Genomic DNA, 23,103 nt, shown 5'->3' on the forward strand with positions numbered 1-23,103 from the left:
GAAGAGATCTCCCTATATCGGGGAAGGAAATTCGATAGGCACAAAAAAGGCCACTTATTTACTATAGATAAAGTGGCCTTTAAGCATTTTAGTTAAACTCTTACCACTTCTTCTTCTGACCGAAGAGGGCATCCATATCGTCATCACGCTCTTTAGATTCTATTTGTTGTAAATCTTGTGCGTTTTTATCTAGGCGCTTCTGATCAAGGTCGTTTAGCATCTGCTGAAGCTTTTCTTTTGCTTGATTAGAATATGCATCGTTTTTGGTTGCTAGTGCATCTATACCTTTACGTAGTAACTGAATCGCCGTTCCCGGTTGTCCACGAGAGATAGAGTCATTTGCACGTTTAATAACGTTCTCGATGTTGATGCGGATCTGAATCGTTTCTAGACGAGCGTTTTCTACTACATAAGCCTGAGTCTCGAAGCGGCCTTTATTGTGCTCGTTACGCACCGTATCGCGTAGGCGCTTAACTAATTTAAGCATCATGATCGCCTGCTTGTCACTGCTTGGAACTCGAAAAGTAGTGCTCTCGCCACCTTGATAGTTCTCTTTGAGCTGAGTGATTTGTTGCTTTACGCTTTCGATGCGTTGAGCTAGTTGCTTATTTTTTGGGTCGAGTTGATACATGTTTTCCAATGCATCAAGAATTCGATTATTTAAGCATACAAGAAGATCTTGGCTAAAAGGCATGTGATGAGCATTGCCAATCAACTCTTCTGTTCCGTCAATAATGGTTAGATAACGAGAAGCTTCCTGCTTCTTTGCTGTTTCTACCTTAACTTTATATTGAAGCATGATGTTGTAGCCTAAAACTAACACCAAAAGAACGGCTACTAAGGCAATGATTAAACCAATATTCATATATTTGTGTCTGCTTGTTGTTTTTTATAGCTAACTAGAAAGGATACACGATTCCATGGCGTATCGGCACTCGTAAATTGCAATTTATCATTATCTCTTGTTGAGCGTAATCGGCAATCAAAACTTACTAACTAATGTATGAGAATGAGGAGTAGGTTGCAAAGCGTTATTGGTATTATTGTTTTTTAACCTATAAAAACTCAATATTTCTGTCATTTTAGGGCTTGAGGCGTTATAACTATTAATTATATTACACGAGACTATAACGCTCCCTTTACAAATAAGTTATCACAGAAATGAGTAAAGGATTACGGGGTTAAATATGAAGTTACAGCAACTGAAGTACATTGTTGAGGTTGTAAACCATAACCTAAATGTTTCTGCGACAGCAGAGAGTTTGTACACATCTCAACCGGGTATTAGTAAACAAGTTAGATTATTAGAAGATGAGTTAGGGATTCAGATCTTTGAACGTAGCGGTAAACATTTAACGCAGGTTACTCAAGCTGGTGAAGATATTATTCGTATCTCTCAAGAGATCTTAGCCCGTGTTGAAAGTATTAAATCCGTTGCGGGTGAACACACTCATCCTGAGATGGGGACATTGAATATTTCAACAACACATACTCAAGCTCGTTATGCTCTGCCTGATGTAATTAAGGGCTTCACGGCGCGTTACCCAAAAGTATCACTTCACATGCACCAAGGTACGCCTAGCCAAATGTCGGAAGCGGTTGCTAAGGGTACGGCTAATTTTGCAATTGCAACGGAAGCGCTTCATCTTTACCAAGATGCGATTATGCTGCCTTGTTACCATTGGAACCGTTCAATAGTTGTTACTAAAGATCATCCTCTGGCGCAAAAACGAAATATCACTATCGAAGATCTTGCTGCTTACTCTCTGGTTACCTATGTATTTGGTTTTACTGGTCGCTCTGAGCTGGATACAGCATTCAATAAAGTTGGCTTAACACCTCGAGTGGTATTTACAGCCACTGATGCTGATGTGATTAAGACTTATGTTCGAATGGGCATCGGTGTTGGTGTTATTGCAAGTATGGCCATCGACCAAGAACAAGATACTGATTTGGTGGCCATTGATGCCAGCCATCTGTTTGGTGCAAGCACCACAAGCATCGGCTTTAGAAAGGGCACCTTCCTGCGTTCTTACATGTTTGATTTCATGGAGCGTTTTGCACCGCACTTAACTCGCCCTGTAGTAGAGCAAGCGATTTCTTTGAAATCGAATGAAGAGATTGAAGAGATGTTTAAAGATATCGAGCTACCTGTTCGTTAATCCCATCGTGCAAATCTAGATTCTTATTCGGCCTGTAGATACAGGCCGTTTTTCTTTCTGATTTCTATCTTTCTTTGCTGTTCTTTTTATATCGACCCTTTCTATTTCTTTTTCTTACCCCTACAATCCTCGCACCATAGGGGGAAGCATGCATTCACGATTTAAAACACTCGATTCATTCCTGCTTGAGAACCAAGTTTACTGGCGTTCAGATCCTTTCCACCTATGCCAAACTCAGCAACAACCTTGGGTTGATGTGAATCGCCCGCTTGTCGATTGGTTGGATAGATTGAGTATCGAGAATATTCAGATTCTTAAAGAACAGCCTCAAGTGTTGGTAGAAGAGCTTATTGGTTTTCTTCCCGAGTTAGAGGAAGCGAATCAAAGCATTCAGTTCACTTCCACAGCACTTAAAGGGCTAACGCTTCCACGAGGTACCGAAGATGGCATTCCGGGAAGAAAGCTACAACAGATTGTTTCGATGGGCGAGGCTTCGCTTGACCATCACCACGGCAAAGAGTGGTTGGAGTGGTGTTCTGGAAAGGGCTTCCTCGGTCGTATCTTATCTCAACAATCGAAGCAAAAAGTGACCAGCTTCGAGTGGCAACAATCACTATGCGAAAGCGGGCAAAAGATTGCAGATTCACAACGTTTAGAAATGATGTTTGTTCAAGGTGATGCGTTTTCTGACAGTGCAGATGAGGTATTTAATCCAAATCAACACGCTGTCGCACTGCATGCCTGTGGCGACCTTCATGTTGAGTTGGTTAAAAAGTCGGTCTCACACGGGCTACCAGCAGTCACTATCTCACCTTGTTGTTATCACCTTATTCGTGACGAAAAATACCAACCAATGTCATCAGTTGCGAAAAAATCCGCTTTAACACTGAGTAAGAGTGATTTACGAATCCCACTTCAAGAAACGGTTACTGGTGGTGAAAGAGTAAAGCGACATCGTCAGTTAGAGATGAGTTATCGTTTGGGTTTTTGCCAACTGCTTAAGGCTGAGCTAAATATCGATGAATACATCCCAGTACCGAGCATCAAGAAATCAGAGCTATCTGACGGGTTTGAATCATTTTGCCTGTGGGCATCTGAAGTGAAAGAGTTACCACTTGGTACGGATATCGATTTTGAGTTCTATTTTGCTCAAGGCGAGAAACTTTTCTGGGAAATGGAGAAGCTGAGTTTGGTTCAGCAAGTTTTCAGGCGACCGCTAGAGATATGGCTAGCTTTAGATCGCGCTATCTACTTGCAAGAGCAAGGATATGAGGCAAGCATCGAAGAGTTTTGTGATCGCAGTGTCACGCCTCGAAATCTGTTGATTCATGGTGTTAAGAGCGACCGGTAAATCTCACGAGTATAAGACAGGCCGTTGATCATAGTTCACGAGCGATAGTGCTATAGATACAAAAAAGCCAGTTCGAGAAATGTCGGACTGGCTTTTTATGTGTGGGTTAACTGGACGCTTCAACGAGAAGATGTACGCTCAGTTAGTCACTACATCATTAGTTAAACATTGCGATAGCTTCTGCTGGGTCTACGTATTCTAGGTCAAAGCTCTCTGCAACTTCTTTACAAGTCACTTTACCATGAATGACGTTTAGACCTTCTAGGAAACCTTCATCAGACAGAAGTGCTTCGCGGTAGCCTTTGTTTGCTAGCTTAACAATGTAAGGAAGTGTTGCATTGTTTAGCGCGGAAGTAGAAGTACGAGCAACGGCACCAGGCATGTTTGCAACACAGTAGTGAACTACGTCATCAACGATGTAAGTTGGGTCTGCGTGAGTGGTTGCGTGAGAAGTCTCGAAACAACCACCTTGGTCTATTGCAACGTCAACAACTGCTGAACCTGGCTTCATCTTAGCGATATGCTCTTTAGTAACCAGTTTAGGAGCCGCTGCGCCTGGGATCAGTACAGCACCGATCACTAGGTCAGCTTCTAGAACATGCTTCTCGATAGCGTCTTCAGTAGAATAAACCACTTTTGCGCGGCCTTGGAATTCTTCATCCAGGCGACGAAGTGTATCTAGGTTACGGTCAAGGACTGTAACATCAGCGCGAAGGCCAACAGCCATACGTGCTGCGTTAGCACCAACAACACCGCCGCCAACAACAACAACTTTTGCCGGCTCAACACCTGGAACGCCACCAAGAAGAAGGCCACAACCACCATTAGATTTCTCTAATGTTTGTGCACCAGCTTGAATAGACATGCGCCCAGCGACTTCAGACATTGGTGCTAATAGTGGCAAGCGACCCATATTATCTGTTACAGTCTCATAGGCTACACAGACAGCTTTGCTCTTGATAAGCTCTTCAGTTTGTGGAAAATCTGGTGCAAGGTGTAAATAGGTAAATAATATTTGCCCCTCGCGAAGCATAGCTCGCTCGACAGCTTGAGGTTCTTTAACCTTTATAATCATCTCTGCTTTTGCGAAAACGTCAGAAGCAGTAGGAAGAATGGATGCGCCTACAGCGATGTAATCATCGTCTGAAAAACCGATACCATTACCGGCATTGGTTTCTACAAAAACTTGGTGGCCGTGTGAAATAAGTTCTCTCACGCTAGCTGGGGTCATACCAACGCGGTATTCGTGGTTTTTGATTTCCTTAGGTACGCCAATGATCATCCTGATTCCTTATTTTATTTTGGTTGTTTTATCTATGTGTAGGGTAATTCTGTCGAATTAATAGCTAGTATAGATGGGTTTAAATAAAATTTGATACTGAATATTAAAAAGTTGTAGTATATTTTTTTGCAAGGAAGTAATAAGGTGGAATAAAAAATGGCAGACAATTATAAGAAGCCGTCCAAGGAACTAGATCGTATTGACCGCAACATTCTTAATGAGTTGCAAAAAGACGGTCGTATCTCAAACGTTGAACTCTCGAAAAGAGTAGGACTTTCTCCAACTCCATGTCTTGAGCGAGTTCGCCGTTTAGAACGTCAAGGTTACATTAATGGGTACACAGCGTTGCTGAACCCACAGTACCTCGATGCTTCACTTTTAGTGTTTGTTGAAATTACGTTGAACCGTGGTGCTCCAGATGTGTTCGAGCAATTCAACACCGCTGTTCAGAAACTTGATGATATCCAAGAGTGTCATTTAGTGTCGGGTGATTTTGACTACCTTCTAAAAACTCGAGTATCCGATATGGGTGCTTACCGTAAGTTATTAGGTGATACGTTGCTGCGTCTACCAGGCGTAAACGACACTAGAACTTACGTGGTAATGGAAGAAGTGAAACAAACTAATCAACTTGTGATTAAGACTCGTTAATCATAATTGATGAAATGAAAGAAAGCGGACTTTTGTTCCGCTTTCTTGCTTTCTGGAATTGGGTTTTTTGGTTTGATATGGTTAAATCAACAGTAGTTTCATTGAAACGAGCGGCTTGGTCCGCTCGCTGTGTTTTTATCTCGTTCAATTATTAAGTTGGTTTATGTTCAAGCAGAGCAGTAATAAAGTAGAAACAATCATTAAAACGAGTGAAGAGCCTCAGTCTCCTCGTTTAAGTGGTTCTCAACGTCTAAAAGAGTGCAGCCTCATACTGGGTGTTCTTTTCTCTATTCTACTTGCCGTGGCGTTATTAACTTTTAGTCCTGCAGACCCATCATGGTCACAAACGGCATGGGGTGGTGACATTCAAAATGCGGGTGGCTATCTAGGTGCATGGTTGGCGGATACACTTTTCTTTATATTTGGCTCTCTGGCCTACCCGATACCTATATTGGTAACGGTTACTGCATGGGTGCTGTTCCGAAAACGTAATGAAGATGAACAGATAGACTTCATGTTATGGGGATCTCGCTTACTTGGGCTTACTGTGCTGATTCTTACTAGTTGTGGTCTAGCGGATATCAATTTTGACGACATTTGGTATTTTTCATCAGGTGGTGTGGTTGGTGATGTACTAAGTAGCCTTGCACTTCCAACTCTGAATATTCTTGGTAGCACACTTGTTCTCCTGTTCTTATGGGGGGCTGGCTTTACTCTATTAACGGGTATTTCTTGGCTAAGTATTGTTGAATGGCTAGGCGAAGGCGCGCTCAAACTTTTTACGTCTGCAGTCAATCGAGCACGCGGACAAGATCAAGAACTGCTAGAACCTGAGTTGAAGGAGTCGGCAGATCGAGATCGGTTTGAAATGCGTCATCAAGAGCCTACTTACCGGGATATATCTTTTACTGAAGACGCGAAAGACGCAGATCAAACCGCTTTTGATCCTGCAATGAGTTTCCCTGCGACAGCTGAGCCTTCAGAGACTGCTACAAGCACGTTAGACGATACTGCATCGCAAAGGCGCCATTACAATATCCACATGCCTGTAGAGGCTCCTAATAAGACGGTTGCCTCCTCAAATGAACAAAAAACATCAGCCCACAATGAGAGAGCCTCTGTAGAGCAGCCCCTTGTTCCCCCTGTCCAAGATACAAATGAGTTATTGGAAGAGGGCGTAGAGCGTTCAAAACAGTTGAATGCGACTATAGAACAGTTAGAAAGTGCCGCTATGTATGAAGATGATCTTGCTGAACATGATCAGGTGGGTGCACACGAATCTCAAACCTCATACCAAGAATATGCGCAGAGTGATCAGTCACAAGTTAGTGCTGCTAGTGATATTGACGTTGATAATGCGGCCTCAGAAATGGGTAGGACAGAAAAAGTAAAGACTGAGTTCGATTCAGAAGGTGTTCAACCTGAGTCGTTGTATGCTGCATCAGCGGATGAGCAAAGAGAAATGTCACAAGCGTTTTCAGCGCAAGAACCACCTATTGATATGACTGAAAACCCGTTCTTTGAACCGAATTCAAAATTTGATATTGAACGAGCAGAAGACGAAAACACAGAACAACCGGAGTCTTTGTCTAATGGACAAGAGCAGTCTGAACTTACGAAATCAATAGAGCAAAGGCAAGATCCTATCGTTGATCTTCCTTGGGAAGAAGTGACAGAAGAAGAGCCTTTACATGAGGACCAAGATGTTGCTGCGTTCCAAAGCAAAGTGTCTAAAGCACAGGCTAATATGGCAGCGGCACAAAATCCGTTTTTAGTTCAGCAAGATGTGAACTTGCCAAAGCCAGCAGAGCCGTTGCCAACACTTGAATTGTTGTTCCATCCTGAAAAGCGTGAAACCTTTATCGACCGTGACGCACTAGAAGCGATTGCTCGTCTGGTTGAATCGAAACTAGCGGACTACAAGATCAAGGCTGATGTAGTTGATATTTTCCCTGGTCCAGTGATTACTCGATTTGAGTTGGATTTGGCTCCCGGTGTGAAAGTAAGCCGTATCTCAGGGCTTTCAATGGACTTAGCACGTTCGCTGTCTGCATTGGCAGTACGTGTCGTGGAGGTTATTCCGGGTAAGCCTTATGTAGGCTTGGAATTACCGAACATGAGTCGTCAAACGGTATTCTTCTCAGATGTGGTAAGCAGTACTCAGTTCCAAGAAGCGAAATCACCAACAACCGTAGTCCTCGGGCAAGATATCGCAGGTGAAGCGGTGATTGCTGACCTATCGAAAATGCCACACGTTCTTGTAGCGGGTACAACTGGTTCTGGTAAGTCTGTAGGTGTGAACGTGATGATCTTGAGTATGCTTTACAAGGCATCACCTGAAGACGTTCGTTTCATCATGATTGACCCGAAAATGTTGGAATTGTCTATATATGAAGGTATTCCACATCTATTGTCTGAAGTTGTGACTGACATGAAAGATGCGTCTAACGCCCTTCGTTGGTGTGTAGGCGAAATGGAACGTCGTTACAAGCTGATGTCGGCGCTTGGTGTTCGTAACATTAAAGGCTACAACGATAAGCTTAAGATGGCTGCTGATGCGGGTCACCCAATTCATGATCCATTATGGAAGCCGGGGGACAGCATGGACCCTGAAGCACCATTGCTTGAAAAGCTGCCCTACATTGTGGTGATCGTTGATGAATTTGCCGACTTAATCATGGTAGTGGGCAAGAAAGTAGAAGAGCTGATTGCTCGTTTGGCACAAAAAGCGCGAGCAGCCGGTGTCCATTTGATTCTTGCAACTCAACGCCCATCTGTAGACGTAATTACAGGTCTTATCAAAGCTAATATACCAACACGTGTTGCTTTCACCGTATCGACTAAAACGGATTCTAGAACCATTCTTGACCAAGGTGGTGCGGAGTCGCTACTTGGTATGGGTGATATGCTTTACTTACCACCGGGTTCTAGTCATACCATTCGTGTACATGGTGCCTTTGCATCAGATGATGATGTGCATGCGGTTGTGAATAACTGGAAAGCACGTGGCAAACCGAACTATATTGAAGAGATTACTAACGGCGATCAAACCCCAGAAGCACTGTTACCGGGTGAGAAAATGGAAGGCGATGAAGAAGTTGATCCTTTGTTTGATCAAGTTGTCGAGCACGTGGTTCATTCACGTCGAGGTTCAGTTTCGGGTGTTCAGCGTCGATTCAAGATCGGTTATAACCGTGCCGCACGTATTGTCGAGCAACTTGAAGCGCAAGGTATTGTAAGTGCTCCGGGTCATAATGGTAATCGAGAAGTCTTAGCGCCAGCACCACCAAAAAATTAGTTCCACTAGGAACTCATACCCATTAAGTCGGTCAAATCGAAAATATGACCGACTTATGTTTTAACAGGATTATTGATGAAAAAAGTATTCGCACTTTTATTTATGAGCTTCTCAGTGTTTGCTTCTCCGAAAGAAGAGTTGAGTAGCCGCTTGGCATTGAACGCTGGCTTTAGTGCTGACTTTAAACAAGTCGTCACTAGCCCTGATGGTGACGTTGTTATGGAAGGTGAGGGCACGGTAGAGATTGCACGTCCTAGCTTATTCCGCTGGGAAACTACGTTCCCTGATGAAAACCTATTGGTATCTGATGGCCAAAGCTTGTGGTACTACAGCCCGTTCATTGAGCAAGTGAGCATTTACTGGCAAGAACAAGCAACATCACAAACGCCTTTTGTACTGCTGACTCGCAACCAAGAGAGCGATTGGGACAACTACAACGTCGCGCAAACTGGTAATCAATTTACGCTAACGCCAACGGCTGTGGATTCTAATCAGGGTGATTTCCAGATTAATATCACCCAAAAGGGCATTGTTCAGGGCTTTAATGTGATTGAACAAGATGGTCAGAAAGGGGAGTTTACCTTTAGCAATGTTGACTTAGGTAAGCCAGCAGCAGACCGCTTTACTTTTGTGGCGCCGCAAGGTGTCGAGGTCGACGACCAAAGAAATTGATCCAAACTGACAGATCGTTTGGTAGTAAGTCGATAGGCATTGATGCCATCAACGAATCAAGAGATTGCAATTGAGTAATTACAGCTTAGATTTTGCAGGGGACGAAGATTTTCGTCCCCTTGCTGCTCGTATGAGACCTGAAACTGTTGAACAGTACATCGGTCAGCAGCATATATTGGGTCCAGGTAAACCGCTTCGCAGAGCGTTGGAAGCGGGCCATATTCACTCGATGATTTTATGGGGTCCTCCTGGCACCGGTAAAACCACGTTAGCGGAAGTGGCTGCGAACTATGCGAGCGCAGAGGTTGAACGCGTATCAGCGGTAACCTCGGGCGTAAAAGATATTCGAATTGCGATTGAAAAAGCGCGTGAAAACAAGCAAGCCGGGCGTAGAACAATTCTGTTTGTGGACGAAGTCCATCGCTTTAATAAAAGTCAGCAAGATGCGTTCTTACCTCATATCGAAGATGGCACGGTTACGTTTATCGGCGCGACTACAGAAAACCCTTCTTTTGAATTGAATAACGCTTTGTTGTCGCGTGCGCGAGTCTACAAACTGACTTCTCTCAATACTGAGGATATCTCCCTCGTTATTTGCCAAGCTATCGAAGATAAACAGCGTGGGTTGGGTGATGTGTCTGCCAATTTTGCCGATAACGTCTTAGATCGCCTTGCTGAACTGGTCAACGGTGACGCACGTATGTCGCTCAACTATCTTGAGCTGCTGTATGACATGGCAGAAGACAACGACAAAGGCGAGAAAGCGATAACGTTGCAGTTGTTAGCTGAGGTAGCTGGTGAGAAAGTCGCTCGCTTTGATAACAAGGGCGATATTTGGTACGACCTAATCTCTGCCGTTCATAAGTCGATTCGTGGTTCAAACCCTGACGCGGCTCTGTATTGGTCGGCGCGAATGATTGCCGCCGGTTGCGACCCTCTGTATATCGTTAGGCGTTTATTGGCGATTGCTTCTGAAGATATCGGTAATGCTGATCCAAGGGCGATGCAGGTCGCGATGTCGGCTTGGGACTGCTTTACTCGCATTGGCCCTGCGGAAGGGGAACGTGCTATTGCTCAAGCGGTTGTCTATTTAGCGTGTGCACCAAAGAGTAACGCCGTTTACACCGCTTGGAAACAAGCGTTAACCGATGCGCACAACCTTCCTGAATATGAAGTGCCTCATCATTTGCGAAATGCACCGACAACTTTGATGAAGGACATGGGCTATGGGCAAGAATATCGTTATGCTCATGACGAGCCGGGAGCCTACGCGGCTGGCGAAAAGTATTTGCCTCCTGAAATCGGAGAGAAGCAATACTATTTCCCAACAAAACGAGGCTTAGAGACCAAGATTGGCGAGAAGCTAGATTATCTGGCGGATTTGGACGCAAAAAGCCCACAAAAACGCTATGAAAAGTAGTCTTTTTTGGATATCGTTACCTAGTCATAAAAATTCAATTAAATCGTTAATAATTGGTCGAAATAGCACCAGTTTTAGGGGTTTAGCAGTGATTCAGTAGCAAACTACTGAATATTCAAATAACTAAAGCATAGGATTAGCAATGCTGGATTCTAAATTACTTCGAGCTGAGCTGGATGAAACAGCGGCAAAATTAGCACGTCGAGGTTTCGCCCTTGATGTAGAGACAATTCGTGAACTTGAAGAAAAACGTAAGTCCCTTCAGATGAAAACTGAAGAGCTACAAGCGTTACGTAACTCTCGATCGAAGTCCATTGGTCAAGCGAAAGCAAAAGGCGACCATGAAGAAGCTGAGCGTATCCTTGCAGAAGTAGGCAACTTAGGCGCAGAACTAGACCAAGCTAAAGTAGCATTGGCTGACCTTCAATCTGAGCTAGAAACGATCACCATGTCGATTCCTAACCTTCCTGACGCAGAAGTGCCAGATGGTAAAGACGAAGATGACAACGTAGAAGTTTCTCGTTGGGGTCAACCTAAGACTTACGACTTCGAAGTGAAAGATCACGTAGATCTAGGCGAAATGTCTGGCGGTCTTGATTTTGCTAGCGCAGTTAAAATCTCAGGTTCTCGTTTCATCGTGATGAAAGGCAAATTTGCACGTCTACACCGTGCGATTGCTCAGTTCATGCTGGATCTTCACACTGATGAGCACGGCTACACAGAAATGTACGTACCGTACCTAGTGAACCACGATAGCCTATACGGTACTGGTCAACTTCCTAAGTTCGGCGAAGACTTATTCCACACAAGTCCGCTGACTGAACAAGTGAGTGATGTTCCTCTTAAGACTCTATCGCTTATCCCTACTGCGGAAGTACCGGTAACGAACATGGTTCGTGACACGATTACTGACGAAGCTGAACTGCCACTTAAGATGACAGCTCACACACCATGTTTCCGTTCTGAAGCGGGTTCTTACGGTCGTGACACTCGTGGCCTTATCCGTATGCACCAATTCGACAAAGTTGAATTAGTACAAATCACCAAGCCAGAAGACTCAATGGCAGCGCTTGAAGAGCTAACAGGTCACGCTGAGAAAGTACTTCAACTTCTAGAACTTCCTTACCGTAAAGTGATTCTATGTACGGGCGACATGGGCTTCGGTTCTGCGAAAACTTACGACTTAGAAGTATGGGTTCCAGCACAAGAGACTTACCGTGAGATTTCTTCTTGTTCAAACATGTGGGATTTCCAAGCGCGTCGTATGCAAGCTCGTTTCCGTCGTAAAGGCGAGAAGAAACCTGAACTTGTGCACACACTAAACGGTTCTGGTCTTGCTGTAGGTCGTACTATGGTTGCTATTCTTGAGAACAACCAAGAAGCTAACGGCCGTATTGCTATCCCAGCAGTACTTCAACCATACATGGGCGGCGTAACGCACATTGGTTAGGCAGCTCCTAGAGTCCTATTAATTTTGTAACCCAGCCATTCGGCTGGGTTTTTTATTTGCGATAAGATAAAGGTATACGTATAAGACGCGACCTGCATGAGTTAAGTAAAGCAGTGGCTATCTTTTAATGCGCTATCAATGGCGCAAACAAGTTGTTCGATGTGCTCAGGCTTGCTAATGAAAGGAGGCATCATATAAATCAACCTGCCAAACGGGCGTATCCAAACACCTTGTTCAACAAAGTGGGCTTGGATTATTTCCATATCGACAGGCGTGTGAGTTTCAACAACGCCAATTGCGCCCAACCAGCGAACGTCTTTAACCAGATCATGCTCCAGCAGAGGTGGCAGTAACTCAGAAAAGAGCAGTTCAATCTGTTGAGTCTGATTTTGCCAATGGCCTTGCTCTATGATGGATAAACTTGCCGCACCCACGGCACAAGCTAATGGGTTCCCCATAAAGGTTGGTCCGTGCATAAAGCAGCCCGCTTCACCGCCACATACCGTATCAGCGACTTCTTTGCTCGCCAGCGTTGCTGACAGCGTCATGTAGCCGCCAGTCAGCGCTTTGCCTAAACATAGAATGTCCGGTTGAATGTCGGCATGTTCACACGCGAACAGTTTCCCTGTGCGGCCAAATCCGGTCGCAATCTCATCCAAAATAAGCAATACGTTAAATTCATCACACAGCAATCGCACCTGTTTCAGAAATTCAGGGTGGTAGATACGCATACCGCCAGCGCCTTGAACGATCGGCTCCAAGATCACGGCTGCGACGTCTTGATGATGTGTTGCTAGCTTTTCACGGAAGCTGTTTATGTCGTTAGCGTCCCATTGATCCCAAAAGCCTGTTTTCGGTGAATCTGCAAAAATGTGCTCAGGCAAAAAGCCTTTGTAGAGGCTGTGCATTGAATTATCTGGGTCGGTCACTGACATCGCTGCAAAGGTATCACCGTGGTAGCCATCCCTGAGTGTGAGGAACTTCGAACGAGGTTCTCCTTTGGCATGCCAGTATTGAAGCGCCATCTTGAGGCTAACTTCTACGGCGACTGAGCCTGAATCAGCCAAGAATACATGTTCAAGATTACTTGGTGCTAGGTTGAGAAGCTTCTTACATAAATCGATGGCAGGCTGATGGGTGATACCACCAAACATAACGTGTGAAACCTTATCGATTTGGCTATGAGCAGCGGCATTCAGAGCTGGATGATTGTAGCCGTGAATGGTTGACCACCAAGACGACATGCCATCAATAATTCGTTTTCCGCCTTCTAATTCTAAGTAAACACCGTCTGCATTGGTGACTGGGTAGCAGGTCAGAGGTGTTAACGTTGATGTGTAGGGATGCCAGATATGCTGGCGATCAAAGGCGAGATCCATAGTAACTTCCATTCTTGGTGTGATTAGAAAATAACCAAATGTAAACTTTTGATATTATCAATGTGTTGACAGTCTAAAGCTTGTCGGTAGACTAGCCAAGCATAAATGCAAACTCTAGACACAGAGTTGTAACATCAAAAAAATAAAAAAGGATCGACACGTGGAAGTTCGTCATGACTGGACAGTTGCTGAAGTAACAGCGCTGCTTGAAAAACCGTTTATGGATTTAATGTTTGAAGCTCAAGTCGTTCATAGACAGTACCAAGAGCACAACCACGTGCAGGTGAGTACGCTTTTATCGATAAAGACAGGTGCTTGTCCTGAAGATTGTAAGTACTGTCCTCAAAGTGCTCACTACCGAACTGATGTCGACAAAGAACGCTTAATGGAAGTTGAGCGTGTTTTGGATGCGGCGCAAAAAGCCAAGAATGCGGGCTCAACTCGCTTCTGTATGGGCGCGGCATGGAAAAACCCGAAAGAACGCGATATGCCTCACCTGACTGACATGATCAAAGGTGTGAAAGGCATGGGTCTAGAAACCTGTATGACACTGGGTATGTTGACGCCGGATCAAGCAGGTGAGCTAGCAGACGCAGGTTTGGACTACTACAACCATAACCTTGATACGTCTCCAGAGTTCTACGGCAGCATTATTACCACTCGTACTTACCAAGATCGTTTAGACACGTTGTCTCACGTGCGTGATGCCGGAATGAAGATCTGTTCTGGTGGCATCATCGGTATGGGCGAAAGCACCAATGACCGAGCAGGCCTTCTTGTAGAGCTGGCGAACCTTCCAGTACACCCAGAAAGTGTGCCAATCAACATGCTTGTAAAAGTGAAAGGCACACCGATGGAAAACGTCGATGATGTTGAGTCTTTCGACTTCATTAAGCTGATTGCGATTGCTCGTATCATGATGCCTATGTCTGCGGTTCGTTTATCTGCAGGCCGTGAGAACATGAACGAACAGATGCAGGCGATGTGTTTCATGGCGGGTGCGAACTCTATCTTCTACGGTTGTAAGCTACTGACGACGCCAAACCCTGATGAAGACACGGATATGCAGTTGTTTAAGAAGCTGGGTATCAACAGCCAAGAAGTGGCTCAAAAGCCAGACGAAATTCAAGAAAACGAACTGTTAGATCAAGTGGTGGAGCGCGTTGCGGCTCGTCCAACTAAAGATGACATGTTCTACGATGCCACTGTTTAAAGCTCGCATTAAAGAAGCCCTTGTTCATCGCCATGAGCAAGGGTTGACTCGTCAACTCAAGGTGCTAGAAAACAGCAATAGTCCTTTGCTCAATAGCGAAGGTTCTAGTTTCATCAATTTTTCGAGTAATGATTATTTAGGTCTGGCGAACGATCCTGAACTGGTCGATGCATGGCAAACAGGTCTTTCCCAATATGGTGCTGGAAGTGCGGCATCGCCATTGGTTATTGGTTTTAGTCCAGCTCATCGAAACTTAGAGGCTCTGCTGTGTGAATGGCTTGGCTTCGAACGTGCCATTCTGTTTAGCTCTGGTTTTAGTGCTAATCAAGCCTTGTTGTTTTCTCTGCTCGAAAAAGACGACTCATTACTGCAAGACAAACTTAACCACGCTTCTTTGATGGAAGCGGGGATGCTTTCTCCTGCAACAATGAAACGCTTTAAGCATAACGACACGCAACATCTAGAGTCGCTGCTGAGCCGTTCTCCACAATCCTTGGTTGTGACGGAAGGCGTGTTCAGCATGGATGGCGACCAGGCTCCCCTCAATCAAATATCTAACCTGACTCATCAATACGACAGTTGGTTGGCGGTTGATGATGCCCATGGTATTGGCGTATTAGGTGATAAAGGGGCAGGGAGCTGCAGTGCGGCACAAATCTCCCCCGATATTTTGGTGGTGACCTTTGGTAAAGCATTTGGCCTATCTGGTGCTGCGATTTTGTGTTCGTCAGAAGTGGGTGATTACTTAACTCAGTTTGCTCGCCATCATGTGTACTCGACGGCGATGCCACCTTCACAAGCGGTGGCTTTGTCGCATGCGTGCCAGATGATTCAGACGCAAGAGTGGCGTCGTGAGAAGTTAACTGAGTTAGGAGCTCTCTATAAAGAGCAGATGAGTGGTGTAACAGGTTTCATTGATACTCAGACTCCGATTAAGCCGTTTGTGATTGGCGATGCTCAAGCTGCCTTATCTATTGCCGAAGAGTTGAAGCGTAACAAAGTTTGGGTAACGGCGATAAGGCCACCCACGGTTCCGACCGGGACGGCGCGTCTGCGTATTACGTTAACCGCCAGTCACACTCAAAAGCAGATTCTTCAATTAACTGGTTCGTTACGTCAAGCAGTGGAAAGAAACGTTCAATCAAGTGAATCAAGCTTTGAGTCGAATAGCGAAACTAACACCGAAATAAATAATGAGGCTCAGTAAATGTCACAAGAAGCAGTCGTGCATAATTACGTAGGCCAAGATAAGAGTGCGATTGCCGAAGCTTTCGGTAAAGCAGCAACAACCTATGACAAACACGCTGAGTTTCAGCGCGATGTTGGCCATCGACTACTGGATAAGTTACCAACCGACCTCTCAGGTTTAAAGGTACTCGATTTAGGGTGTGGTACGGGTTATTTCTCCGAACAGATAGCGAAGCGTGGTGCTGAGGTAGTGTGTGCTGACCTATCTATTGGAATGTTAAAAGCGGCAGAACAACGCTGCGGCTCATCGGTCTCTTTATATCAACAAGCTGACGCTGAACAATTGCCGTTTGAAGATGGATGTTTTGATGTCGTTTTTTCGAGCTTAGCGTTGCAATGGTGTGACGATTTATCGTCGCCTTTGAAAGAGATGAAGCGTGTTACAGCGGTTGGTGGACGTGTGATTTTCTCAACTTTGCTTGATGGGTCACTGTTTGAACTGGAAAAGTCATGGTCCAAAATTGACGCACATCAACACGTTAACCATTTTATTACAATCAATCAGGTAAAAATTGCGTTAGCGCAATCTAGCTGTACTGCTCATCAACTAGACTTGCCCACCATCACCGTTTGGTACGACACTGCGTTTGAACTGATGCGCGACCTTAAAGGTATCGGCGCTAATCACGTAAGTGGTCGCTCACAAGGTTTAACAAGTCGCCGAATGTTGCAGCTTGTTGAACGGGAATATCGAGAGTTCAAAAACCATCAAGGTTTCTTACCAGCAACATATCAAGTTTGTTTAGGGGTTATTCAATTATGATTGATGCATTATTCATTGCAGGTACGGATACCGAAGTGGGAAAAACTGTGGTTTCAAAAGCGATTCTTCAAGCTTTGGCCGCACAAGATTTATCAACAATTGGCTACAAGCCAGTTGCTGCAGGGTGTGAACAATACCCTGAAGGGTTACGTAACAGTGATGCGCTGCATCTTCAAGAAGCGGCGACACAAGACATTGCTTACGAAGACGTTAACCCGTACGCGTTGCTACTACCATCATCACCTCACATCGCAGCTAAACATGACGGTGTCGTGATTGATGAAGCGATATTATCAGCGAAACTAGACGAGCATAAGCAAAACTCTGACATCGTTCTAGTGGAAGGTGCGGGTGGCTGGCGTGTGCCTGTTTCAGATGACGAATACTTGTCTAGCTGGGTCAAGAAAGAGCAGCTTCCCGTTGTATTGACGGTAGGTATTAAGCTGGGTTGTTTGAGCCACGCTCTATTAACCGCAGAAGCGATTCGTGCAGATGGTCTAAACCTAGTCGGTTGGGTAGCAAACCGCATTAACCCAGGCACTGAACATTACGCTGATATTATTGCGATGCTTGAAGATAAGCTTGGTGCGCCAAAGTTAGGTGAGATCCCTTACGTACCAAAAGCGAAGTCTAAGAATATTGGTAAGTACATTAATGTACAGCCATTGCTTGAGCTTTAATTCTCAAGCTATACGTGAAACAAGAAAAGGGCTGCGATTGCAGCCCTTTTGCTATTTTAAGCCTATGTAGAAGCTTGGGGTTAATGCTCTTTTGTCAGTCCCATTAGCGCTTGTTGTGTCTCTGTTATATTGGTTTGCGCTGCTTGTGGCGTAAGAATACCGATCTGTTTCTTTGCTTCTTCTTCAGTAATCCCTAGGTGACAGCACAGTAAATCAATAGCCATTTGAGTGTTAGTACCTTCAACCATGATTGTTCCCTTGTTGTACATGGACAAGCCAATAAATCATCTGAAGCCACTGTAAACGGATTGTTATATTGATGCCATACGACTTAGGTCTAATAGAATGCGAGCAATCCGAATGCAGCTTCGTAATCAAATGTTGCAATTTAATGCTTAACCTTGTTTTCTTAATCTAAGACTATATGTATAAGTAAGTATAAGTCTTCAAGGTTGAAATATATTGCTGTCTGCCTTGTCTATAACAATAAGTTTTATAAAAACAGCTTTCATGCGGAGATAAGTAATGAAGCGAGTAATGTTGTTCCTTGCAACCAACCTTGCGGTTGTATTGGTACTAAGTGTTGTTCTTAATATTGTATACGCAGTCACAGGTATGCAACCAGGAAGCCTCTCAGGCTTGTTGTTAATGGCTGCGGTATTTGGTTTTGGCGGCTCATTTATTTCATTGATGATGTCAAAGAAAATGGCGCTACGCTCAGTAGGCGGCATGGTCATTGAAAGCCCACGTAATGAAACAGAACATTGGTTGATGAAGACGGTAAGCCGTCAAGCTCAACAAGTTGGTATTGGTATGCCAACAGTGGCGATCTACGATTCGCCAGACATCAACGCATTCGCAACGGGTGCTAAGCGTGATGATTCATTGGTAGCGGTATCAACAGGCTTGCTACACAACATGACGCGTGATGAAGCTGAAGCTGTATTAGCGCACGAAGTGAGCCACATAGCAAACGGCGACATGGTGACAATGACGCTAATGCAAGGTGTCGTGAACACGTTCGTTATCTTCTTATCTCGTTTTATCGCCAACATTGTTGCGTCGAATGACAGCGAAGAAGAGGGTGGCAGCAATATGATGGTGTACTTCGGTGTGTCTATGGTGTTGGAATTGGTGTTTGGTTTCTTGGCAAGCTTCATTACGATGTGGTACAGCCGTCATCGTGAATTCCATGCCGATGCAGGTGCAGCGAACCTAGTGGGTAAAGAGAAGATGATTGCCGCGCTAGAGCGTCTAAAGGTGAGCCACGAACCACAACTAGAAGGTTCTATGATGGCGTTTGGTATCAACGGTAAGAAGTCTCTTACTGAGCTGCTAATGAGCCACCCACCACTAGATAAGCGTATTGCGTCTCTACGTAATCTGTAATTTCTAATATGATTAGCCATCGCTAGTCGATAAGATAAATCTAAAGGTTTCCCTCGGGAGGCCTTTTTTGATCTTGGTATCTAAGACAGCAAGTTCCTGAGGTATGCGTGTTTGGTGGTGGCGTGAATGGACTGATGTGAGTAGGGAACTAAGAGGGAGTACTTGTTCTTTTGCCGACGGTTCTTGTATCGATACACTTTATTGCGCGCAACAAAAAGGCCTCCACATGGGAAGCCTTAGTCTATTCTGCGATTCGAAATTCGAATCTTACAGCTTGTCAGTTAGCTCGATTGCTTGACCGATGTAGTTTGCTGGAGTCATCTCTTTCAGACGAACTTTTTCGTCTTCAGGAATCTCTAGACCGTCGATGAATGCACGCATGCCTTCGCCGTCTACACGCTTACCACGAGTTAGCTCTTTAAGCTTCTCGTATGGCTTCTCGATGCCGTAACGACGCATTACTGTTTGTACTGGTTCTGCTAGTACTTCCCAGTTCTTGTCTAGCTCAGCAAGTAGCGCTTCACGGTTAACTTCTAGCTTGCTAATACCTTTCAGAGTTGAAGTGTATGCAATGATTGCGTAGCCAACACCAACACCTAGGTTACGAAGAACCGTAGAGTCAGTTAGGTCACGTTGCCAGCGAGAGACCGGAAGTTTCTGTGCTAGGTGGCCAAATACAGCGTTAGCTAGACCAAGGTTGCCTTCAGAGTTCTCGAAGTCAATTGGGTTAACTTTATGCGGCATTGTCGAAGAACCGATTTCGCCAGCAATAGTCTTCTGCTTGAAGTGACCAAGAGCGATGTAGCCCCAAACGTCACGGTCGAAGTCTAGAAGAATCGTGTTGAAACGAGCAACAGCATCAAACAGCTCAGCGATATAATCGTGAGGTTCGATTTGAGTTGTGTATGGGTTCCAAGTTACGCCAAGAGATTCAGTGATGAACTCTTCGCTGAACTGGTGCCATTCAACTTCTGGGTATGCAGAAAGGTGTGCGTTGTAGTTACCTACCGCGCCGTTGATTTTCGCTAGGATCTCAACGCTTTCGATTTGCTTGTATTGACGTTCCATACGGTACGCAACGTTAGCCATCTCTTTACCCATAGTAGAAGGAGAAGCTGGCTGACCGTGTGTACGAGACAGTAGAGGAATGTCACGGTACTCGTTCGCAAGTGCTTTGATAGCATCAATTACGTTACGAATTTCTGGAAGAATCACTGTGTCACGAGCTTCTTTAAGCATCAGCGCGTGAGATGTGTTGTTGATGTCTTCAGAAGTACATGCAAAGTGAATGAATTCGTTAACTGCGTGAAGCTCAGGAACGCCCGCAACTTTCTCTTTCAAGAAGTACTCAACCGCTTTTACGTCGTGGTTTGTTGTGCGCTCGATCTCTTTGATACGAAGAGCGTCTTCTTCGCTGAAGTTAGCGGCTAATTCATCAAGAAACTGGTTAGCTTCTGCACTGAACGCTGGTACTTCTTTGATTGCATCAGTAGCTGCAAGCTTTTGTAACCAACGAATTTCAACGATAGAGCGGTACTTTAGCAGTCCAAACTCACTAAAGATGCTGCGTAATGCAATAGTCTTACTTCCGTAACGGCCGTCTACTGGTGAAACAGCAGTCAATGCTGACAGTTCCATGGTGTTCTCCTGAATTGAGTTTTCTAAATTTTGAGAGGTTTATACCAGTAACAATCTCAATTGTCACGCACATTGCGCAATCGTTTGCGTGAGAGTTGTGTTGATACAAAAAACAAGCTCGCGACGAGGCGCGAGCTAATAAATTACATTCGAGCTAGTAGGATTTGAGCCTGCTCGATCATCTTCTTGCGACCGAAGATAAGGTGGCGACGCTTGCCGCCAACTTGACGCCATAACACAGCGCTTCGAATCCCTGATAGAAGCAGTGCGCGAACCTTATGTTGGCTCGATGTCTGTTGAAGTACAGCCGGTGTACCAGAAACCTGAATGCGTGGGCCGATAGGGCTGACAACATCAAGGTAGATGCTCGCAAGGTTGCTGATCATTTGCTCGTCAAACAGATCAAAGTGTTCAGTTTGGCGCTCTGCAGTTTGAATGCGATCACCAAGCTGAGACATAGAATCGTTGCGAGAAGATAGCTTACGCTCAAGCGCCATCAAGCTGATGATGTAACGAGTGATATCGCTACCTGCTGGAGTACTATCGATACCTTTTACTAAGCACTCAAGGCCAAGCTTTAGGTTCGCTTCACGTCCAAATACGCCCACGGTATTCGCTGGGTTGGTATTTACAATGGCACTGAGTGAAGCTTCGAAGGCATCTTTATCACAATGTCCGTCTTTTGCTACTTGCTGAACCAAAGCCACAGCTTGGCAAATCCCGGCGAAAGCAATAGTACGGTCATAAAGTGTATTAGCCACGTAGTAACTCCTAGTTGTCTTCTATCGTTGTCGTTCGTTTGATTAGTTAGATGCGCTTTTCGATAATACCACCACCAAGACATACTTCGCCTTGGTAGAAAACCGCGGATTGACCTGGAGTCACTGCGATCTGTGGTTCGTCAAAAATAACCTTAATGTTCTCGTCATCAATTGGGATGATTGTACAAGGAATATCGGTCTGACGGTAACGTGTTTTTACCGTGCATGTCATAACTTCAGTAATTGGTGTGCGATTTACCCAGTGAAGCTGAGATGCGATCAAGCCTTCTGATTTTAGAAGCGGGTGATCTTTGCCTTGTACTGCGATCAGAACATTACGCTTCAGATCTTTTTCACCAACAAACCATGGCTCTTCGTTACCGCCGCCACCTTTAGTGCCGCCAATATGAAGGCCTTTACGCTGACCTAGTGTGTGGTACATCAAGCCTTGGTGTTGACCAATCACTTGGCCTTCTGGCGTTTCGATGTTACCCGGTTGTGCTGGTAGGTATTTGCCTAGGAATTCAGTGAACTTACGCTCACCAATAAAGCAGATACCTGTAGAGTCTTTTTTCTTCGCAGTGATCAAGTCTTGCTCTTCAGCAATACGTCGCACTTCAGGCTTCTCTAGTTCACCAACGGGGAATAGGCTGCGTGCTACTTGATCTGAGCTTAGCGTATAGAGGAAATAGCTCTGGTCTTTGTTGCTGTCTAGACCACGTAGCATTTCTGGTTTAACGCCAGCATCTAGTTCTTCTTGAGTTGGGAAAGTACGACGAACGTAGTGACCCATCGCGATGTAGTCTGCGTCTAGCACTTCATCCGCAAACTCTAAGAATGCTTTGAATTTGATTTCTTTGTTACAAAGGATATCTGGGTTAGGCGTGCGGCCTGCTTTGTATTCTTCAAGGAAGTATTCGAATACGTTGTCCCAGTACTCTGCAGCAAAGTTAATGGTGTGAAGGTGGATACCTAATTTGTCACATACCGCTTGAGCATCAGCAAGATCTTCAGCTGCCGTGCAGTACTCTTCGTTATCATCTTCTTCCCAGTTTTTCATGAAAAGGCCTTCTACCTGATAGCCTTGTTGCTGAAGAAGATACGCCGATACTGACGAATCTACACCGCCGGACATACCGACAATTACTTTCTTTTCGCTGTTTCCAGAGCTGATATCTGACATGTCTAAACACCGTTACTATTACTTGGTCGCAGATTCTAACAGAAAGAGAAACGCCGTGACAGATCCGAGACCGGAATCACAGTTTCATTTGCACAAAATAGTGTGCTGACTTTGTTAGAGAATTGCATGAGAGCGAGGTGAGTCGCTAGGATGTCAGAAGTATATGTGGCATAGTCGCTCGAAATCCAAGACCTGAGATAAAAAATGTCTGAACAAAATGAATTTATGCAAGAAGAAGAGTTGATTGAGATTATTGAAAATCAGCTTGAAGATGGCGAACCTGTAAAAGTAAAAGAGACGCTAATGCGTTTAATGATGACAGGCACTCCTCGTGAAGAGGCGATTGCGGCGATGGCATGTGCACTGGCTATTGAAGTATTTGATGTAATGAAGAACGGTGCAGAGTTTAATCAAAAGCGTTATGCAGAGCATTTAGGAATGCTGCCTGATCTAAGCTTTATGGAAGGCGAATAAAAAAATAGTTCGGCAAACGTTTGCTATAGTTTGAAAGATTGCCGCGTTAAATATAGCGCGGTAGAATCCGCCACCTATTTCCCCTTGAC

At 44.8% G+C, this 23,103-nt stretch carries 20 protein-coding genes; 13 read left to right on the forward strand and 7 right to left on the reverse strand.

The annotated features are described in order from the left end of the window. Window positions 1-100 precede the first annotated feature (100 nt). The gene (locus tag OCT63_RS12590; RefSeq protein ID WP_060468047.1) at window positions 101-865 is read right to left on the reverse strand and encodes a hypothetical protein; all 765 of its coding nucleotides are present in this window, start codon (window positions 863-865) and stop codon (window positions 101-103) included. Between the two features lie 322 nt (window positions 866-1,187). Between OCT63_RS12590 and cysB the strand changes: the two genes are divergently transcribed. Together cysB and OCT63_RS12600 are read left to right on the forward strand one after the other, a co-directional pair. Continuing rightward, window positions 1,188-2,162 (forward strand): HTH-type transcriptional regulator CysB, encoded by a 975-nt coding sequence (cysB, locus tag OCT63_RS12595; protein ID WP_060468046.1) that lies wholly within the window; start codon window positions 1,188-1,190, stop codon window positions 2,160-2,162. A gap of 148 nt (window positions 2,163-2,310) precedes the next feature. Next, entirely contained in the window at window positions 2,311-3,513 is a 1,203-nt protein-coding gene (locus OCT63_RS12600) for a methyltransferase (RefSeq protein WP_060468045.1), read from the forward strand. 157 nt (window positions 3,514-3,670) lie between these two features. Here OCT63_RS12600 and ald read toward each other — a convergent pair whose 3' ends face one another. After that, window positions 3,671-4,795, reverse strand: coding sequence for an alanine dehydrogenase (gene ald, locus OCT63_RS12605; RefSeq protein ID WP_161686096.1), 1,125 nt, complete (start codon window positions 4,793-4,795; stop codon window positions 3,671-3,673). Between the two features lie 156 nt (window positions 4,796-4,951). Here ald and lrp point away from each other — a divergent pair, with 156 nt between their 5' ends. From lrp to serS, 5 genes are all read left to right on the forward strand, one after another. Next, entirely contained in the window at window positions 4,952-5,446 is a 495-nt protein-coding gene (gene lrp / locus OCT63_RS12610) for a leucine-responsive transcriptional regulator Lrp (protein WP_017057048.1), read from the forward strand. 163 nt (window positions 5,447-5,609) lie between these two features. Further along, window positions 5,610-8,744, forward strand: coding sequence for a DNA translocase FtsK (locus OCT63_RS12615; protein ID WP_060468042.1), 3,135 nt, complete (start codon window positions 5,610-5,612; stop codon window positions 8,742-8,744). 75 nt (window positions 8,745-8,819) lie between these two features. Next, the gene (gene lolA / locus OCT63_RS12620; protein WP_046223800.1) at window positions 8,820-9,416 is read left to right on the forward strand and encodes an outer membrane lipoprotein chaperone LolA; all 597 of its coding nucleotides are present in this window, start codon (window positions 8,820-8,822) and stop codon (window positions 9,414-9,416) included. A gap of 64 nt (window positions 9,417-9,480) precedes the next feature. After that, a complete protein-coding gene (locus OCT63_RS12625) occupies window positions 9,481-10,836 on the forward strand; it encodes a replication-associated recombination protein A (RefSeq protein ID WP_269983838.1) in 1,356 nt (451 codons plus the stop codon). 142 nt (window positions 10,837-10,978) lie between these two features. Continuing rightward, a complete protein-coding gene (gene serS / locus OCT63_RS12630) occupies window positions 10,979-12,286 on the forward strand; it encodes a serine--tRNA ligase (RefSeq protein WP_161686094.1) in 1,308 nt (435 codons plus the stop codon). Window positions 12,287-12,387: 101 nt separating this feature from the next. On the opposite strand, the gene bioA is transcribed toward serS, so the two are convergent. Continuing rightward, window positions 12,388-13,665: an adenosylmethionine--8-amino-7-oxononanoate transaminase gene (gene bioA, locus OCT63_RS12635; protein ID WP_269983839.1), complete on the reverse strand. Its 1,278-nt coding sequence runs from the start codon at window positions 13,663-13,665 to the stop codon at window positions 12,388-12,390. Between the two features lie 160 nt (window positions 13,666-13,825). On the opposite strand from bioA, the gene bioB reads away from it, so the two are divergent. From bioB to bioD, 4 genes are read left to right on the forward strand one after another with little or no spacing between them, the layout of a single operon-like run. Beyond that, window positions 13,826-14,878, forward strand: coding sequence for a biotin synthase BioB (bioB, locus tag OCT63_RS12640; RefSeq protein WP_048609384.1), 1,053 nt, complete (start codon window positions 13,826-13,828; stop codon window positions 14,876-14,878). Continuing rightward, window positions 14,865-16,085: an 8-amino-7-oxononanoate synthase gene (gene bioF / locus OCT63_RS12645; protein ID WP_269983840.1), complete on the forward strand. Its 1,221-nt coding sequence runs from the start codon at window positions 14,865-14,867 to the stop codon at window positions 16,083-16,085. The genes bioB and bioF overlap by 14 nt, the downstream gene beginning before the upstream one ends. Beyond that, the gene (bioC, locus tag OCT63_RS12650) at window positions 16,086-16,889 is read left to right on the forward strand and encodes a malonyl-ACP O-methyltransferase BioC (protein WP_269983841.1); all 804 of its coding nucleotides are present in this window, start codon (window positions 16,086-16,088) and stop codon (window positions 16,887-16,889) included. Beyond that, window positions 16,886-17,569, forward strand: coding sequence for a dethiobiotin synthase (gene bioD / locus OCT63_RS12655; RefSeq protein WP_269983842.1), 684 nt, complete (start codon window positions 16,886-16,888; stop codon window positions 17,567-17,569). Before bioC ends, bioD begins: the two co-directional genes overlap by 4 nt. A gap of 80 nt (window positions 17,570-17,649) precedes the next feature. On the opposite strand, the gene OCT63_RS12660 is transcribed toward bioD, so the two are convergent. Next, the gene (locus OCT63_RS12660) at window positions 17,650-17,817 is read right to left on the reverse strand and encodes a hypothetical protein (protein ID WP_017057057.1); all 168 of its coding nucleotides are present in this window, start codon (window positions 17,815-17,817) and stop codon (window positions 17,650-17,652) included. Between the two features lie 277 nt (window positions 17,818-18,094). On the opposite strand from OCT63_RS12660, the gene htpX reads away from it, so the two are divergent. Beyond that, the gene (gene htpX / locus OCT63_RS12665; protein ID WP_161686088.1) at window positions 18,095-18,958 is read left to right on the forward strand and encodes a protease HtpX; all 864 of its coding nucleotides are present in this window, start codon (window positions 18,095-18,097) and stop codon (window positions 18,956-18,958) included. Window positions 18,959-19,225: 267 nt separating this feature from the next. On the opposite strand, the gene purB is transcribed toward htpX, so the two are convergent. The 3 genes from purB to mnmA all read right to left on the reverse strand — a co-directional run bounded on the left by purB (window position 19,226) and on the right by mnmA (window position 22,540). Further along, window positions 19,226-20,596, reverse strand: a complete 1,371-nt coding sequence (gene purB / locus OCT63_RS12670; RefSeq protein WP_161686086.1) for an adenylosuccinate lyase — start codon at window positions 20,594-20,596, stop codon at window positions 19,226-19,228. A 143-nt stretch (window positions 20,597-20,739) separates the two neighbouring features. Next, on the reverse strand, window positions 20,740-21,357 hold the full coding sequence (hflD, locus tag OCT63_RS12675) for a high frequency lysogenization protein HflD (protein ID WP_017057060.1): 618 nt from the start codon (window positions 21,355-21,357) through the stop codon (window positions 20,740-20,742). 46 nt (window positions 21,358-21,403) lie between these two features. Then, window positions 21,404-22,540, reverse strand: coding sequence for a tRNA 2-thiouridine(34) synthase MnmA (mnmA, locus tag OCT63_RS12680; protein WP_017060260.1), 1,137 nt, complete (start codon window positions 22,538-22,540; stop codon window positions 21,404-21,406). Window positions 22,541-22,744: 204 nt separating this feature from the next. Between mnmA and OCT63_RS12685 the strand changes: the two genes are divergently transcribed. Further along, window positions 22,745-23,014, forward strand: coding sequence for a hypothetical protein (locus OCT63_RS12685; protein ID WP_010439986.1), 270 nt, complete (start codon window positions 22,745-22,747; stop codon window positions 23,012-23,014). Window positions 23,015-23,103: the final 89 nt, after the last annotated feature.

Origin of the sequence: Vibrio sp. RW (genome assembly GCF_027587105.1) — a bacterium.
Lineage (GTDB): Bacteria > Pseudomonadota > Gammaproteobacteria > Enterobacterales > Vibrionaceae > Vibrio > Vibrio toranzoniae.